The organism is Collinsella aerofaciens (assembly GCF_025289055.1).
GTDB lineage: Bacteria > Actinomycetota > Coriobacteriia > Coriobacteriales > Coriobacteriaceae > Collinsella.
Map to the genome: position 1 here is coordinate 158,670 of NZ_JAESIQ010000001.1, position 15,840 is coordinate 174,509.

The 15,840-nt window shown below is 60.9% G+C and carries 12 protein-coding genes, 1 tRNA gene and 1 riboswitch; of the genes, 1 reads left to right on the forward strand and 12 read right to left on the reverse strand.

Annotated elements, in window-relative coordinates:
* Positions 1-94 precede the first annotated feature (94 nt).
* Both JMJ97_RS00780 and asnB read right to left on the reverse strand, forming a co-directional pair.
* Entirely contained in the window at positions 95-1,657 is a 1,563-nt protein-coding gene (locus JMJ97_RS00780; protein ID WP_260698817.1) for a Mur ligase family protein, read from the reverse strand.
* Positions 1,658-1,769: 112 nt separating this feature from the next.
* Complete coding sequence (gene asnB, locus JMJ97_RS00785; protein ID WP_260698818.1) at positions 1,770-3,650, reverse strand: asparagine synthase (glutamine-hydrolyzing); 1,881 nt, start codon at positions 3,648-3,650, stop codon at positions 1,770-1,772.
* A 187-nt stretch (positions 3,651-3,837) separates the two neighbouring features.
* Between asnB and JMJ97_RS00790 the strand changes: the two genes are divergently transcribed.
* A tRNA-Val gene (locus tag JMJ97_RS00790) sits at positions 3,838-3,913 on the forward strand.
* Positions 3,914-4,184: 271 nt separating this feature from the next.
* On the opposite strand, the gene JMJ97_RS00795 is transcribed toward JMJ97_RS00790, so the two are convergent.
* From JMJ97_RS00795 to groL, 10 genes are all read right to left on the reverse strand, one after another.
* Positions 4,185-5,492, reverse strand: a complete 1,308-nt coding sequence (locus JMJ97_RS00795; RefSeq protein ID WP_338404612.1) for an aspartate aminotransferase family protein — start codon at positions 5,490-5,492, stop codon at positions 4,185-4,187.
* Positions 5,493-5,537: 45 nt separating this feature from the next.
* The gene (gene argB / locus JMJ97_RS00800; protein ID WP_260698820.1) at positions 5,538-6,518 is read right to left on the reverse strand and encodes an acetylglutamate kinase; all 981 of its coding nucleotides are present in this window, start codon (positions 6,516-6,518) and stop codon (positions 5,538-5,540) included.
* A gap of 81 nt (positions 6,519-6,599) precedes the next feature.
* Complete coding sequence (argJ, locus tag JMJ97_RS00805; RefSeq protein WP_260698821.1) at positions 6,600-7,868, reverse strand: bifunctional glutamate N-acetyltransferase/amino-acid acetyltransferase ArgJ; 1,269 nt, start codon at positions 7,866-7,868, stop codon at positions 6,600-6,602.
* Positions 7,869-8,001: 133 nt separating this feature from the next.
* On the reverse strand, positions 8,002-9,072 hold the full coding sequence (gene argC / locus JMJ97_RS00810; RefSeq protein WP_260698822.1) for an N-acetyl-gamma-glutamyl-phosphate reductase: 1,071 nt from the start codon (positions 9,070-9,072) through the stop codon (positions 8,002-8,004).
* A 257-nt stretch (positions 9,073-9,329) separates the two neighbouring features.
* The gene (locus tag JMJ97_RS00815; protein ID WP_099432117.1) at positions 9,330-9,740 is read right to left on the reverse strand and encodes a pyridoxamine 5'-phosphate oxidase family protein; all 411 of its coding nucleotides are present in this window, start codon (positions 9,738-9,740) and stop codon (positions 9,330-9,332) included.
* Positions 9,741-9,784: 44 nt separating this feature from the next.
* Complete coding sequence (locus tag JMJ97_RS00820; protein WP_260698823.1) at positions 9,785-10,231, reverse strand: pyridoxamine 5'-phosphate oxidase family protein; 447 nt, start codon at positions 10,229-10,231, stop codon at positions 9,785-9,787.
* Between the two features lie 30 nt (positions 10,232-10,261).
* Positions 10,262-11,062 carry an energy-coupling factor transporter transmembrane component T family protein gene (locus JMJ97_RS00825; RefSeq protein WP_260698824.1) on the reverse strand — a complete coding sequence of 267 codons (801 nt, stop codon included), beginning with the start codon at positions 11,060-11,062 and terminating at the stop codon, positions 10,262-10,264.
* A complete protein-coding gene (locus JMJ97_RS00830; protein ID WP_260698825.1) occupies positions 11,062-12,966 on the reverse strand; it encodes an energy-coupling factor transporter ATPase in 1,905 nt (634 codons plus the stop codon). The genes JMJ97_RS00825 and JMJ97_RS00830 overlap by 1 nt, the downstream gene beginning before the upstream one ends.
* Positions 12,963-13,553 (reverse strand): ECF transporter S component, encoded by a 591-nt coding sequence (locus JMJ97_RS00835; protein ID WP_055252299.1) that lies wholly within the window; start codon positions 13,551-13,553, stop codon positions 12,963-12,965. The genes JMJ97_RS00830 and JMJ97_RS00835 overlap by 4 nt, the downstream gene beginning before the upstream one ends.
* A gap of 5 nt (positions 13,554-13,558) precedes the next feature.
* Positions 13,559-13,751, reverse strand: a riboswitch (FMN riboswitch).
* 370 nt (positions 13,752-14,121) lie between these two features.
* Positions 14,122-15,759 (reverse strand): chaperonin GroEL, encoded by a 1,638-nt coding sequence (gene groL, locus JMJ97_RS00840; RefSeq protein WP_006234938.1) that lies wholly within the window; start codon positions 15,757-15,759, stop codon positions 14,122-14,124.
* Positions 15,760-15,840: the final 81 nt, after the last annotated feature.

Consider the following 15,840-nt stretch of genomic DNA (forward strand, 5'->3'; position numbering starts at 1 on the left):
GAAGGGGCTTCTGGTCTTAGGCGGCGCGCCTCGCTTGAGGGGAAACGCGCTTGCAACGGCAGCGCGCTCAGGACGCCGCCCTCATCGCAGTTCATTAGTCAAACTGGGTAACATCGATTAAACGGTTGGCAAGCGAAAGATCGCTCTCGATGGGCACGAACTCATCGCCCACGTGCATGAGCTCCTCGTCGCCCTTTGCCAACAGCAAGACGATGGTGGGCGCATCGGGGCTGACGTATTCCTCACGCGCCGCCTTGAACGCCTCGTGCACAGCAGCCTCGCGATCGAGGATGATCTTGTTTGGGGTATCGTCGGGAACATGCTCGGCAAGCTCGCGACAGACCTTCATCGGGTCCTCGTGAGCCGGATCCTCGTTGGTAAAGATCAGCAGATCAGAATATGGTGCGGCCTCGCGCGGAAGCTGCTCACGGCGCTCCTGTGCCTTGCCTCCAGCGGCACCAAACAGCGCAATGACCGGGCTGGCGGGAAACGCGCGCTTGACCGACGAAAAGAGCGAGCGGAACGAAAGTTGGTTGTGAGCGTAGTCAACAACGCAAACCACGCGGCCATCCTTCGACTCCACGACCTCCATGCGGCCCGGCACACGCAGCTTGGAGAGGCCCTTCTTGATGGCATCGATACCGATACCCATCTCGCGCGCGGCGGCGATAGCGACCAGCGCGTTTTCCACGTTAAAGTCTCCCGCGATACCCAGCAGGACCTTCTCCCCCTCCTCGGGCTCGTCAGCGCTCATGCCATGCAGGTTAAACTCGATGTTGAAGCCGACCATGCGGACATCGCTTGCCCACAGGCTCGCCTCGGGATGCTCGACGCCAACGGTCACCAAGCGCTCGGCCGTCGACGCGGTCTCCAGCACGCGTTCGACTTCATCGGTGCCCAGATTCACTACGGCGGTCTTAGCCTGATCAAAGATCCTGAGCTTGCTCTTAAAATAATCCCCGAAGGTCGGGTGCTCGATCGGCGAGATGTGGTCACGCCCGATGTTGAGGAAGCACGCTACGTCAAACGGCAGGTTCTCGACGCGCTGGTACTTGAGCGCCTGGCTTGAGACCTCCATGACCATGGACTGGCGACCAGACGCGCGACAGTTGGCGATATGGCGCCAGACCTCGGGGGCCTCGGGCGTGGTGTTGGTGCTCTCGTAGCACTCGATACCATCGTCGGTGTTCACCGAGCCGATCATGCCGCAGGACTCGCCCGCCGCCTTGATGATGGACTGGAGCATAAAAGCGGCCGTGGTCTTTCCCTTGGTACCGGTGATGCCCACGATCTTGACGTCATGGTCGGGACGGTCGTAGACCTCGGGCGGCAACAGCGCCATCGCTGTGCGTACGCTATCAACAACCAACATTGCAGCACCGCTCTCCTGCGCCAGCGGCTCCAGAGACTCGACCAGCGACTCTTCGCACACAAATGCGACGGCGCCCGCATCGAGCGCCATGCTCAAAAACGCGGGCTTAAAGGCAGCGCCCTTGCAAAAGAACACGTCACCCGCCGAAACCGCGCGCGAATCAAACGAACAGCCGGTCACGGCGCGCTCGTCAACCTGCTCCGAAGCACGCAGCTCGCCGCACACATCGAGCAGCTTGGCAAGCGTATCGACCGTGGTCACGGTCGCGGAATCCGAATGGTGCATCTTTCACCTTTCTCAGCCATTTGGCAGGGACGGTTTTCATAGTAACTGAAACGTGCTCGCGCAAAAACGGCTCCCGGAGGAGCCGTTACGCACAGGCATTCGTAAGCCGAGACTAGGCGGCCTTAACAGAAGGCTGGCCCTCGTCGATAAAGAAACGCTTGTACCACACCAGGAACACGAGCGGCGTATAGATCTTGCGCTGGAAATCGCCCTTGCCCGCAAAGTGCAGATCGAGCAGGTGCATGAGCTCGTCGGTATTGAAGAACTCGCTTGCCCACGGCGCGGTGAAGTACTCCTTGACGTAGTCGTACCACTTTTGCTCGCGCAGCCAGTAGACGATCGGTACTGGGAAGCCCACCTTGGGACGGGTGGCCCACTCATCGGGCAGCGACTTGTTGGCAGCGTGGCGGAGTACCTGTTTGTTGCCGTTCTCGTTGATGCGGTAGCGGTCGGGAATGTGCTCGGCGAACTCCATGACTTTGCGGTCCAGGAAGGGCACGCGCAGCTCCAGCGAGTGTGCCATGCACATCTTGTCGGCCTTGAGCAGAATGTCGCCCGGGAGCCACATGTTCATGTCCAGGTACTGCTTCTTGACCAGCTCGGGCTGACCCTTCACGCGCGCATAGATGGGTGCAGCGAGCTCGAAGGCGCCATCGCCGGTGTTGTACTCGGGCTTGAGCACGCCGTCGACCTCGCGCTCCGGCCATACCAGAGCCTGTCCCAGGAACGACTTCTCGGGGATCTCGGCACCCTTGACCAGGAAGTTATGTCCCTTGAAGTACGGCATATGCAGCGCCAGGTTACCGAGCGCGCGACGGATGGGCAGCGGCACCATCTTTTTGTACTTGCGCACCGGGACCGTGTCCTCGTAGTAGGCGTAGCCACCAAAGAGCTCGTCGGCGCCTTCGCCCGAAAGCACGACGGTAACGTCCTTGCGGGCCATCTCGGCCAAGAACCACAGCGGCACAGAAGACAGGTTGGACTGCGGCTCGTCCATGTGATACTGGATGTCCTCGAGCGCACCGAAGAACTCGTCGGCGGTAATCATCTTGCGAACGTTTTCGACGCCGAGCTTATCGGAAAGCTCCTTGGCGTAGTTGGTCTCGTTAAAGTTCTTGTAATCGAAGCCCACCGAGAAGGTCTTGTCGGGCATAAGGCAAGCGGCAATATAGCTGGAGTCGACGCCGCCGGAGAGGAAGGAAGCGACCTTAACATCAGCGATGCGATGGGCCTCGACGCTCTCGTGCACAACCTCATCCAGCTCGTCGACGTACTCCTCGAACGGCTTCTCGACGGCGGAGTAATCGCAATCCCAATAGCGCTCGATGTTCATCTTGCCGGTCGGGATGTCTACGGTAAAGTAATGCGCCGGCGGCAGCTTGTAGACGCCCTCGAAGAAGGTCTCCTCGGTTGCCGAATACTGCAGCGTCATGTACGGACGCAGGGCCTTTTTGTTGACCGCCTTGTGGAAGTGCGGATAGTCCAGGAAGCTCTTGATCTCAGAGCCAAAGAGCACACCCGGCGCGCCGTCGCCCGCATCGGCCATGGGATAGTAGTAGAGCGGCTTGATGCCAAAGATATCGCGGGCGCCAAAGAGCTTGTTCTTCTTCTTGTCCCAGATGACGAAGGCGTACATACCGCGCAAGCGATTGAGTACGGCCTCGCCCCACTCTTCGTAGCCGTGCAGGAGGCTCTCGGTGTCGGCGCCGCAGTGGAACTTATAGCCCTTGGCCTCGAGCTCGGAACGGAGCTCCTGGAAGTTGTAGATCTCGCCGTTGAAGACGATGACGACGCTGCCGTCCTCATTGGCCATGGGCTGAGCGCCGGCCTCGGTCAGGTCGAGGATCGACAGGCGGCGGAAGCCCAGGGCAACGCGGCCGTCGATAAACTGGCCGCCCATGTCGGGACCACGATGGACGATGCGGTCCATCATCTTGGTGAGCACCTCGGATTGGTTATCCGTCCCACCGACAAAACCGACAAAACCGCACATATACTATCCCCTCTGCTGTTGCTGGGTATCAAATCGAATCAGTAGCTTTTGAGTATACCCGAGGGCGTAAAGAGGGACGGAATGTTCAGGCAATCTCAACTGAATCAGCTCCGCGCCGACACGCGCCAGTTACCTTTAATGGATATGAGGTGAATGGGGCGATTGTTTTGCTATACTCTCTCCGCACGGGCGATTGGCGCAACGGTTAGCGCAGGTGCTTTACACGCACAAGGCTGGGGGTTCGAATCCCTCATCGCCCACCATTGAATTGGAAACGGTCCTCGAAAGGGGACCGTTTTTGTTTGGCCCGGCGCATGGGATTCGACCCACCAACACGTCTGCCACGAAGGCCGTGGCCAAAAATGCCAAATATGACATTCAACTGGTGACAGTACTCATATTTGGCATTTTTGTCCAAAGGCTCTCCTGGCCATTGCAGATTTATAGCAAAAAGGGTTCCAGACCGTCCAACCATGCATCAAATGACGCACCGACGATCTGGAACCCGTTCAAACTGGCTATGTTTTACTCTCGCTACGCCAAAACGTCCGACAAAATCTCGATCAGGTTGTCCACGTCGGCTTCCTCGCAGACGAGCGGCGGCAGGAAACGCAGCGTATGGGCACCCGTAGCGTTAATCACGGCACCAGCCCCCAATGCACGGGCCACAACGTCGTGTGCATCACCCGCGGTATCGTCCAGATCGCAGCCGAGCATCAGGCCACGGCCACGCACCTCTACCACGTGCGGAAGCTTAGCCAGCGCCTGCTCCATATAAGCACCCACCTTGGCGGCATGCTCAGCGTAGTCGCCGCGCACGAGCGCGGAGAGCGTCGCAGCGCACGCCGCGACAGCCAAGCAGCTACCGCCAAAGGTCGAGCCGTGGTCACCCGGCTTAAACACGTCGGCAATCTCTTTCTTTGCCACCACGGCACCCATGGGCACGCCATCGGCAATGCCCTTGGCAAGGCTCATAATGTCGGGCTCCACGCCATAGGTCTGGAATGCAAACGGCTTGCCGGAGCGGAAGATGCCACACTGGACCTCGTCGGCGATAAGAACGGCGCCCACCTCGTGTGCCAAGTCGCGCGCCGCCGCCATAAACTCCTCGGTCATGGGGTGCACACCGCTCTCACCCTGAATCGGCTCGAGCATGACGGCGCAGACCTCGCTTCCCAGCTGCTTAAAGATTGCGCGCAGTTCGTCGACATCGTTGGGCGTGCAGGCCACAAAACCGCCCGGCAGCGGACGGAAGCTGTCCTGTAGCCAATCCTGCATGGTGGCCGCAATGGTCTCGAGTGTACGGCCGTGGAAGCCGCCGCGCATGCATACGATGGTGTTGCCGCCGTTACCAGCACGCTTGGCGTACAGACGCGCGAGCTTCATCGAGCCCTCGTTGGCTTCGGCACCAGAATTGGCAAAGAACGTCTCCCACACCTGCTCGTCCGCAGCCGGGGCACCGAGCGCAGCGGCCGTGGTCTCATCGCCGGCGGCAATGGCATCGGCCAGCACGCACGCACCATCTACGTCGTCGTTGGCAAGCTTGGACAGCAGCGCCGCGACCTGTCCACGCTGCTCGATGTAGAAGTAATTGGAGACATGCATGAGCTTTTTGGTCTGCGCCTCGAGCGCCGAGAGCACTGCGGCGTTGCCGTGGCCAAGGCTGCACACACCGATACCGGCAAGAAAATCAAGATACTCACGGCCGTCATCACCGGTGAGCTTCATACCGTGACCTTCGACAAACTCTACCGGAGAACGACCAAAAGTATGCATAACGTAATGGGATTCGAGCGATTGTTGAGTTGCAAGTGACATGGGATGCCTTTCGTTGGGCGCCATACGGCGCAGGGTTATGGGTGCAGGGACGCGACGACCGCGGGTCAGCTAGACCGTCTGGAGCTTCTCGACCTCGTCGAGGTTCTCGGTCAGGCGTGCCGCAAAGGTCGAAAGCGGGTGCGGGTGCGTATCGAACTCGTAAGCCGTCTCGGTGGAGTGGATCACGGTACCGACGCCAGCATCGGTCAGCAGCTCCAGCAGCAGCGAGTGCGGCGTCGTGCCGTTGATGATGTGGGCTCGGAACACACCGGCGGCAAGCGCATCGACAGCGGCGCGTAGCTTGGGAATCATGCCTTTGTCGACCTCGCCCCCATAGAGCATCTCATTAACCTCGTCGAGCGTCAGGTTGGAGATGAGCGAATCCTTGTCGCTAAAGTCCTTATACAGGCCATCGACGTCGGTAAGGAAGATCACCTTATGCGCGTGGAGCGCCGCCGCGACGGCACCGGCGGCGGTATCGGCGTTGATGTTGAAGAAGCCACCGTCCTCCCCCGCCGCGACCGTGGCGATAACGGGAATGTACTCGCTGTCGAGCAAACGCTCGATATAGTCGGTGTTGACGTGCGTGACCTTGCCTACGCGGCCGAGCTCTGGGTCGAGTGGCTCGGCGATAAGGGTGCCGGCGTCGCTGCCGGACACGCCCACGGCCAGGTTGCCGTGGTGGTTGAGCGCCGCGACCAGCTCCTGATTGACCTTGCCACCCAGTACCTCGCGCACGATGTCCATGGTGGCAGGCGTAGTCACGCGCTGGCCGTTCTTAAACTCGACGGGGATGTCGTAGTGGCTGAGCGCCTCGTTGATGGCCTTGCCGCCACCGTGGACGATAACAGGACGCATGCCGATAATCTTGAGCAAGACGATGTCGCTCATCACGTCACGACGCAGTTGCTCGTCGACCATGGCGGCACCGCCGTACTTGATAACGACCGTCTTACCGGTCAGGTTCTTAATCCATGGCAGCGCCTCGAACAGCAGCTGCGCGGTAACTTCGTTGGATTCGTTCGAGCGGCAATCGCGTGCGAACTTCATAGTCTGCCTCGTCTTTCGTGTAGCTATCGCGCCGCACCTCGTTGCCCGCGATTGCAGCGGGACGCGCGGCACATCGGGACTCTAGGAACGGTAATCACCGTTAATGGAGATGTACTCGTGCGTGAGGTCGCAGGTCCACACGGTCGTTGCCGCGTCGCCTGCGCCCAGGTCGGCCGAGACCACGATCTCGGACGCCTCGAAACGTCGTAGAGCCTCGTCCTCGTCAAAGGGAACAGTCAGACCGTCGCGACAGACAGGCATGCCCATCATGTCGATGGAAACGTCTTCCTGATTAAACTTCACGCCGCACTTGCCAAGCGCCATGGCAACGCGACCCCAGTTGCAGTCGTGGCCGGCGATGCAGGTCTTAACGAGCGGCGAGTTGGCAACGGCACGGGCGGCGATATCGGCTTCCTCGTCGTTCACGGCGCCGGTAACGTTGACCGTAACAAGCTTGGATGCGCCCTCACCATCGGCGGCGATATTGCGCGCCAGGCTCTCGCACACCTCGTGCACGGCAAATGCCAACTCGCCAAAGGCATCGGAGCCCTCGACGATAGGCTCGGCATCTGCGGCAGCGGCGCCGGAGGCAAGCATGATGCAGGTGTCGTTGGTCGAGGTGTCGGAATCGACCGTTACCTTGTTAAAGGTCTGCTTGACGTTCGAGAGCAGCAGGGCATGAAGTGCCGCAGGCTCGACGGGGGCATCGGTGGTGATAACTGCAATCATGGTGGCCATGTTGGGCATGATCATGCCCGAGCCCTTGCACATTCCGCCTACCGTATAGACATTGCCCGCATGACCCGCGGCCTCACTGACGTAGGACACGGCGTACTCCTTGGAGTGCGTGTCGGTCGTCATGATGGCGCGAGCGGCATCGGCGCCACCGTGGGCTGAGAGCGCCTCGTAGGCAGCAGGAATGGCGGTCTCAAACGTGTCGATCGGCAGAATCTGGCCAATCACACCCGTGGAGGCAACCAGAATCTGCTGGGGCTCACAGACGATAACCTGCGATGCGATGTTGCAGGTCTCGCGCGCGCAGGCAAGGCCGGTCTCGCCCGTGGCGGCGTTCGCGTTGCCGGAGTTGATTGAAACACCAGCGATGATACCGTAGCCCTTGTCCGCACCGCCCAGGTTGGCACGGCTCACCTGCACGGGCGCCGCGCAAAAGCGGTTGGTGGTAAACACGCCGGCACCGGGACAGGGTTTATCGGGCACGACGAGCGCGTAATCCAGACGCTCGGGGTTCTTGCGGAACCCAGCGTGGATGCCTGCAGCCTTAAAACCAGCCGCCGCCGTTACGCCGCCCTCGACGGCGCGAATCTTGATATCAAACAGGTCGGTGTTCATCGTCCCTACGACTCCTTATATCAAACAAAAACGGACATCGGTTGGTGCGCCATGCCAGTCGTGATCATGAGACCAGCTTAAGAGTGGCGCCCCACTCGATGCCCGACTACCAAATCGTTAACAATCGAATGTGCTACACCGGGCACGCCACTGTGGGCAAGCCTCGTCGCTCGTCAAAGCCAAAGACGATATTGACGCACTGGACCGCTTGGCCCGCAGCGCCCTTGCACAGATTGTCGATGGCGCCCGTCGCCACCAGCACACCCGCGCGCTTGTTGAGCGCGAGGCCAATCTGGGCAACGTTGGTGCCGACGACCGAAGCCGTCTTGGGCTGCTGGCCGGCATCGAGCACGCACACAAAGGTACGACCGGCATAGAACTTCTTGTAATGGTCTACGACGTCCTCAAGGGTCAACGTGTCGAGAGCCTGCGGCGCAAGCGGCAGCGTCACCGTGGAAAGCAGGCCGCGCTTGAGCGGTGCCAAGTGTGGAGTAAAGACGACGCGGTCGGTCAGGCCCAGGATCTGCTCGATCTCGGGCGTATGGCGATGTTTGCCTACGCCATAGGCTTCCAGGTTCTCGTCCGCGCTGCAAAAGTGGGTGCGGGCGTTGCAGGACTTACCGGCGCCCGTCACGCCGCTAATGGCATCGACAATCACGGGGCCGTTCTCTGCCACCCAGCCCGCACGCACGGCAGGAGCGGCAGCAAGGCTCGTTGCGGTGGGATAGCAGCCGGCGCAGGCGACCAAAACGGGCTTTCCGGCGGCATGGCTGGAAGCAGCGGTCTCCAAGTCCTGGCAGAACAGCTCGGGCAGGCCGAAGGCACGTGTCTTGAGTAGCTCGGGGCTCGTGTGCTCGGCGGCATACCATGCCTCAAAGGTGGCCGGATCGCTCAGGCGATAGTCGGCCGAGAGGTCAATGCAGGAGACTCCCGCGGCAAGCAGGGCGGGCACCTGTGCCATGGCAGCCGTGTGCGGCACGGCCAAAAAGACCGCGTCGCAGTTCTTGAGCTCGGGGGCGTCATGCGTCGTGAAGACAAGATCGCTTACGCCGGTGAAGCTCGGGTACACCGCAGACAACGGCTGGCCGGCATCGGCGTTGGACGTAATGGCAACAAGTTCAAACTCGGGATGGCCGAGCACGAGGCGAATGAGCTCGGCTCCGGCATATCCAGCCGCGCCGACGATTCCAACCTTCAATGACATATCAGACTCCTTGTCTGCGATTTATGCACCGATACGCATTTCGCAGTGGTCGTTATGAGGTGGATTGAAACTTTAGCACCAAAAGATGCATGAACACGTAAATGGCTTGTATGTTCATGCATTGAAACATTCCCGACACATTCGCTTGAAGGAATTGACAAATTGAGCGGGCCCCGTATCGACCGGCGCTCCTAACGGCGCCGGGCAATACGGGGCCCGCCCATGCGAAAACCAAGTTGTTAGGATGAGCCAGCCGGCTAGAGCTCGACCGGCACCCATTCGTCGTGATTGCAGATAAAGGCCTCGGGATCCTCGACGCTAAAGAAGACGAGCGTGGGGTCGTTAGGCCCCTCATAGTGCTCGCCCAGGCGCTCTAGATGCTTCCACCCGGCTTCGCGCATTTCGTCTAAAGCCCGGTCATCCAAGCCGGCACGCCCGCGCAAGATGAGCCAGCCATGGCCCGGCCACCAACTCGTGGCCTCAAAGCGTTGGTTTTGCAGCAGCTCCTGCCACACATCTTTAGTGCGCGCTGTCACAAACCACAGCTTGCCGTCCTGAATCTGTGCAAACGAGAACGGACGCACATGTGGCTGCCCGTCCACGCTCGTCGCCAGATACCACGCCGGCACCGACGTCAGATACTCCAAAACCGTATTCAATCCGTCCACGTTTCCTCCTGTACTAGCTAGTTTGGGAGCCTGGATCGTGCGAGCTAGAGCTCCAGGCGCTCCTCGCTGCCGTCGATATCGCAGAACCGCGCGGCAATGTTGCGGACCGAAAAGAACGCAAGGCGGCCGTCGTTGGCACTCTCGTGTTCCTCGCCAATGCCCACCATGTGCTTAAAGCCTGCTTGACGCACCTTGTCGCTCGCAACTGCGTCGTCCTCAAGTGCGGCCTCGCCGGTCAACACGATCCAACACTCCCCCGGCTTCCAGCCCGAGAGCTCAAACTTGGGATTCGCACTCAGCTCCGCCCACACATCCTTGTCGCGCGATGTGCAAAACCACAGCTTACCGTCATCGACCATGGAAAACGAAAACGGCCTCACGCGAGGCTGATGCCCGTCGCTTGCATCGGTCGTGGCCAGATACCACGCCGGAATGCGCCTGAGATACGAACAGGCGCGCTCAAGCTGAGCTGTGCGGTCGTTGTCGGTCATAGGGACCCCTTTCTTGCGCTCGAATCGCGCCTAAACAAGTTGAAGGTTGATGACGATGACGCAGATGAGCAGCAACGCCGTCACCACCGCCGCCAACGCATCGCCGCGGCCAAATGCAAGCGCATGCAGGCGCGTGCGGCCCTGCTCGCCGTGATAGCAGCGTGCATCCATGGCAGCAGACAGCGTCTCGGCATGGCGGAACACGCCGGTGAACAGCGGAATCGCCACACTGCCGAGCATGCGTACGCCACCGAGCGGACCGCCCGTTACGCGTGCACCGCGGCTTGCCTGCGCGTCCGCCGTCTGCTTCATCTCGGTGGCAAACTGCGGCATAAAGCGCAGCGCGATACCCATAATCATGCCGAACTCGTGCGCAGGAAGTCCCACACGCGCAAACGGCGCGAGCAGGCGCTCAAAGCCCGCGGTGAGGTCGAGTGTCGGTGTGGTGAGCGTAATGGCGCTCATGCCGGCCATCATCAAGCTCAGGCGACACGCCATAAAGGCGGCGGAATGCAGCGAGCCCTCGCTTATCTGCAAAAAGCCGAGCTGCCACAGGATGCGCCCACCCTGATCGGTAAACAAGTTGAGCACCGCGACCACGACGACGATTGCCAGCAGCGGCGCCATCGACGACAGAACGCGACGAACCGGCACCCGAGACACGGCATAGATCAGCACGACAAACATTGCGACAGGGGCCAGTCCGCGGAAGCCGCCGACGGTCAGCGTCGTGATCAGAAACACAAAGCCCAGGAGCAGCTTGGTGCGCGGATCCAGGCGATGGATCGCACTATCGCCGGGATAGTAACTGCCAAACGAAAACGCCTCCATCAGCAGCCCTCCTCTCGCGCGACCGTCTTGGAATTAGCAATGTCCGCGACGTTAGAAGGACCGCCCGAGCGACCGATTAGCAGGTCCACCAACTCGTCTGCCAGCGACTCAACCGTATAGAGGCCGTCAAAGCGCAGCGGCACGCCTGCCTTCGCAAGCGCCAGCGCCATGCGCTGGGCAGCGGGAACACCCAAGCCGATTGATTTAAGCTCATCCGCATGCGCAAAAACCTGAGCGGGCGTGCCCTCGGCAAACACCGCGCCCTCGTTCATCACGACGATGCGGTCGCAGCAATTGGCCAGGTCATCCATGCTGTGCGAAACCATGACAACGGTCAGGCCTTCGCGATGGAGTCGATCGATGAGCCCTAAGAAATCCCTGCGTGCAGCCGGGTCGAGCCCCGCCATGGGTTCATCGAGCACCAGGACTTCGGGCTCCATGGCGAGCACGCCGGCGAATGCCACACGCCGTTGCTGACCGCCCGAAAGCTCAAAGGGACTCTTGTCGCCGACCGTGGAAAGGTCGAGGCCCACGCGCGAGAGCGATGACTCGACACGACGGTCGACTTCATCTTGCGGCAAGCCAAGGTTGTGCGGACCAAACGCCACGTCCTGCGCCACGGTTTCGGCAAACAGCTGACGCTCAGGATATTGAAACACCACGCCGACCTTGGCCTTAACCGCGGCGGCGTCTTTCTTGTTTGACAGATCGAGCCCCAGCGCGCGAACGGATCCCTCCTGGGGGCGAATCAAACCGTTGAGATGCTGGACCAGCGTCGACTTACCCGAACCGGTATGACCTGCCAAGCCCAGGAACTCGCCGCGACGCACCGTCAGCGATACATCGCGCAGCGCCCACGGGCTGCTGGGGTCGTTTCCCCAGAGAGCCTGTTTGCTCGATTTGCCCGCAATGGCCGAGCGCTTATGCCAGCGGCGGCGCTCGCGCGGACTGAGCGAATAACTGTACGAAACACGGGATAGCTCGATGACGGGCTCCGACGCGTTGCCCTCGTTGTCTACCGGAACAGTGCCGTCAGCGATTTCCAACTGGGATGCGGAAGACTGCCCCGCGATGCCTGCCCCACTTCGCTCGGCATAAGCCTGCGCAATCTCGGCGACCATATCCGCCTCACGTACCTGCGCGCAAACGGGCACGCCCTTCGCACGAAGCGCCATGCCCAAACGGCACGACTCTGGCATGTCAAGGTTGAGCTGCGCAAGTTCGTCCGCTCGCGTCAAGATTTCCTCGGGCGTACCGAGCATGGCAACGCGTCCCGCCCGAAACACCGCGACACGATCGGCCTCGGCGGCCTCTTCCATAAAGTGCGTAATCATCACGATGGTCATGCCGCGAGCGTGCAACGCGCGGCAAGCCTTCATGAGGCCCTTGCGTCCACGCGGATCGAGCATCGAGGAAGCCTCGTCCAATATGAGCACGCGCGGTTCCATGGCGAGCACGCCGGCAAGCGCCACGCGCTGCTTTTGGCCGCCCGAAAGCGCATGGGTCTCGTGGCACTCAAAGCCCACCAGGCCCACGCCCTTCAGCGCCTCGCGTACGCGCTGCGCAATTTGCGCCGATGGCACGCCAAGGTTTTCGGGACCAAACGCAACGTCATCTTCGACAAGCGTTGCCACCAGCTGGTCGCCGGGATTCTGGAATACCATGCCCGCGGTCGAACGAATGTCGTAGACCAGCTCGGGCTCGGACGCATCCATGCCGTTGATGCGTACCGTGCCCGCATCGGGCTGCAGCAGCGCATTCAGATGCTTGGCAAACGTCGACTTACCCGACCCATTGCCACCGAGGATGCAGAAAAACTCGCCGTCCTTAATGCTCAGATCGATGCCGTCAAGCGCCTGGGCGGCACCGTCATAGCTAAAGGAAACGCCCCGACACTCAATCATGCGCGGCCTTTGACCTGGTCCTTTTTAGGCGTGATGAGGTTGGAGACTGCTTTATACACCGCCAGCGTCAACACCGAGTTAAGCACGGTCTTGATAAGGTTGAACGGCAGTACGGCAGGAATCATGAGCGGGGCGATCACATCGACCGAGCCATACCAGAACCATACGCCAATGGTAAGGTTTGCGACCATAGACAGCGCTGTAGCGGCAATGACGCCGAGCACCAGGCCAATCACGGCACCCTTATAGGTATGCATCTTCTGGTAGACGATAGCCGCGGGCAGAATGTAGCCCAGCGTGGCAACCAGGTTCATAAGCGCGCCGACCCAGTCACCCGTGGTGAGCGCATGGATAACGATCGCCATGGCGGCAACGGCAGTGCCGGCACCAGGGCCGTACGCAAACCCGCACACCATCGCCGGCACCAGCGACGGGTCGTAGGTCAAAAACGGCGCCGAAGGAAGGATGGGCAGCTGCACGTACATAAACAGGGCACCCAAGGCGCACATCAACGCCATGGTAACGAGCTGTTTGGTGCTCCACCTATTCGTGTTCTCAAAATGGATATGCTGCGACTGTTCAGACATAAGATCACCTGCCTCTTTCATCCGGACTCTAACCGTTGGTACTGGGATCTCACCAGTTCAGCCGGCATGCGAACCAACGCACACACGGGTCGCGGACTCATCGGCTCGGCCGCAGGCACTTTACCTGCGCCACGGCGTCCCTTTGACACCGCCCGATTTACCGCCAGTGGGGAATTTCACCCCGCCCTGAAACAGCAATTGCAAGTGTAGCACGGGCAGGTTTTCGCGCAAGTATGCCAAGGGTAATTTATGATGGGGACCAGTTGCCGCAACAACCACATTCCCCACCCATCCCAAAGTAGCGCGCCTTTCGCGCGAAGCGCGAAACAGCGAAGGGAACACGTACTCCCATCAACCACGTCCTTCTCCGCGAGCCGACCTCAAGGCCGTAAACGCAGGGGATCCGGGGGCGGGACGGGGGCTTCTCTCCGGAACATTCCGCAGGACGCAAAGAGGCTCCGCAGCGCGAAGCGCGATGCGGAGCCTCTTTGCATGTCCGAGGACGTTCCGGAGAGAAGCCCCCGTCCCGCCCCCGGATTCCCGGTGGGAGTTCTAGACCTTGTCGGCCTTAGTACATACCGCCGCCCTGCTGACCAGCGGTAGCAGCAGCGATGGCGTCCTCAAGCTGAGTGTTCTTGGGCACATCGGAGACGGTAGCCTCGGTGATGAGGATCAGGCTGGCGACAGAAGCAGCGTTCTGCAGGGTGACGCGGCTGACCTTGACGGGGTCGAGGACGCCCATCTCGATCATGTCGCCCCACTCGCCGTTGGCAGAGTTGAGACCCTGGCCGGCGGGCAGCTCGGCGACCTTGTCGACCACGACAGCGCCCTCAAAGCCAGCGTTCTTGGCGATGGTGGCGACCGGAGCGGTCAGAGCCTTCTTGACGATGTCGACGCCGATCTTCTCCTCGGGGTCATCGATCTCGACGGCATCGAGCGCAGGAGCAGCGTCCATGAAGGCGACGCCGCCACCGGCGACAATGCCCTCCTCGACAGCAGCGCGGGTGGCCTGCAGGGCGTCCTCGACGCGATGCTTGATCTCCTTGAGCTCGGACTCGGTAGCAGCGCCGACCTTGATGACGGCAACGCCACCGGAGAGCTTGGCCAGGCGCTCCTGGAGCTTCTCACGGTCGAAGTCAGAGGTGGTGTTCTCCATCTCGCCCTTAATCTGAGCGATACGGGCGTCGATGGCCTCCTTGGAGCCAGCGCCGCCGACGACGACGGTGTTGTCCTTAGAGATGGTGACGGACTTAGCGGTACCGAGCATATCGGCGGTAATGTCAGCGACCTTCACGCCCAGCTCGTCCAGAGCGGCCTGGCCACCGGTGAGGACGGCGATGTCCTCGAGGATGCGCTTGCGGCGATCGCCGTAGCCCGGAGCCTTGACGGCGCAGACGTTGAGGGCGCCACGGATCTTGTTGAGGACCAGGGTCGGCAGAGCCTCGCCGTCGATGTCCTCAGCGATGATGAGCAGGCCACGGCCGGCGCGCTGGACAGCCTCAAGAACAGGCATGATGTCCTGGACGCTGGAGATCTTCTGGTCGGTGATGAGGATGTACGGATCCTTCATCACGGCCTCCATGCGGTCGTTATCCGTGACGAAGTAAGCGGAGACGTAGCCCTTGTCGAACTGCATGCCCTCGACGGTGTCGATGGTGATGTCGAACGTCTGGGAATCCTCGACGGTGATGACGCCGTCCTTGCCCACGACCTCCATGGCCTCGGCGATCTTCTCGCCGACCTCGGGGTCACCGGCAGAGATGGTACCGACGGAAGCAATCTGCTCCTTGGTCTCGACCGGCTTGGCCTGCTTCTTCATCTCGGCGACGGCGGCGTTGACGGCCTTGTCGATGCCGCGACGGATGGCCAGCGGGTTGGCGCCAGCGGCGACGTTGCGCAAGCCGTCGTTGACGATGGCCTGAGCGAGCAGGGTTGCGGTGGTGGTACCGTCACCCACGGTGTCGTTGGTCTTGGTGGCGACCTCCTTCACCAGCTGAGCGCCCATGTTCTCGATGTTGTCCTCGAGCTCGATCTCCTTAGCGACGGAAACGCCGTCGTTGGTGATGGTCGGGGCACCGAACGTGCGCTGCAGCGCAACGTAGCGGCCCTTGGGGCCCATGGTGACGGTAACGGCGTCGGCCAGAGTGTTGACGCCCTTGGCAAGCTTAGCGCGGGCATCGGTGTTGAACGTAATGTTCTTTGCCATAGTGGGTAATCCTCCAAAAGAAATGTGACTCGCGTCGCCGCTTCCGAGTCCTATGCGGCGGGCGCGCTCAAAGACGAATCA

Bases quoted from the DNA above. Each gene is read 5' to 3' on its own strand.
- JMJ97_RS00825 (WP_260698824.1), bottom strand. From the start codon at position 11,062: ATGGAGGCGTTTTCGTTTGGCAGTTACTATCCCGGCGATAGTGCGATC.
- JMJ97_RS00835 (WP_055252299.1), bottom strand. From the start codon at position 13,553: ATGTCTGAACAGTCGCAGCATATCCATTTTGAGAACACGAATAGGTGG.
- asnB (WP_260698818.1), bottom strand. From the start codon at position 3,650: ATGTGCGGTTTTGTCGGTTTTGTCGGTGGGACGGATAACCAATCCGAG.
- JMJ97_RS00780 (WP_260698817.1), bottom strand. From the start codon at position 1,657: ATGCACCATTCGGATTCCGCGACCGTGACCACGGTCGATACGCTTGCC.
- JMJ97_RS00795 (WP_338404612.1), bottom strand. From the start codon at position 5,492: ATGGCGCCCAACGAAAGGCATCCCATGTCACTTGCAACTCAACAATCG.
- JMJ97_RS00830 (WP_260698825.1), bottom strand. From the start codon at position 12,966: ATGATTGAGTGTCGGGGCGTTTCCTTTAGCTATGACGGTGCCGCCCAG.
- argB (WP_260698820.1), bottom strand. From the start codon at position 6,518: ATGAAGTTCGCACGCGATTGCCGCTCGAACGAATCCAACGAAGTTACC.
- argJ (WP_260698821.1), bottom strand. From the start codon at position 7,868: ATGAACACCGACCTGTTTGATATCAAGATTCGCGCCGTCGAGGGCGGC.
- argC (WP_260698822.1), bottom strand. From the start codon at position 9,072: ATGTCATTGAAGGTTGGAATCGTCGGCGCGGCTGGATATGCCGGAGCC.
- groL (WP_006234938.1), bottom strand. From the start codon at position 15,759: ATGGCAAAGAACATTACGTTCAACACCGATGCCCGCGCTAAGCTTGCC.
- JMJ97_RS00820 (WP_260698823.1), bottom strand. From the start codon at position 10,231: ATGACCGACAACGACCGCACAGCTCAGCTTGAGCGCGCCTGTTCGTAT.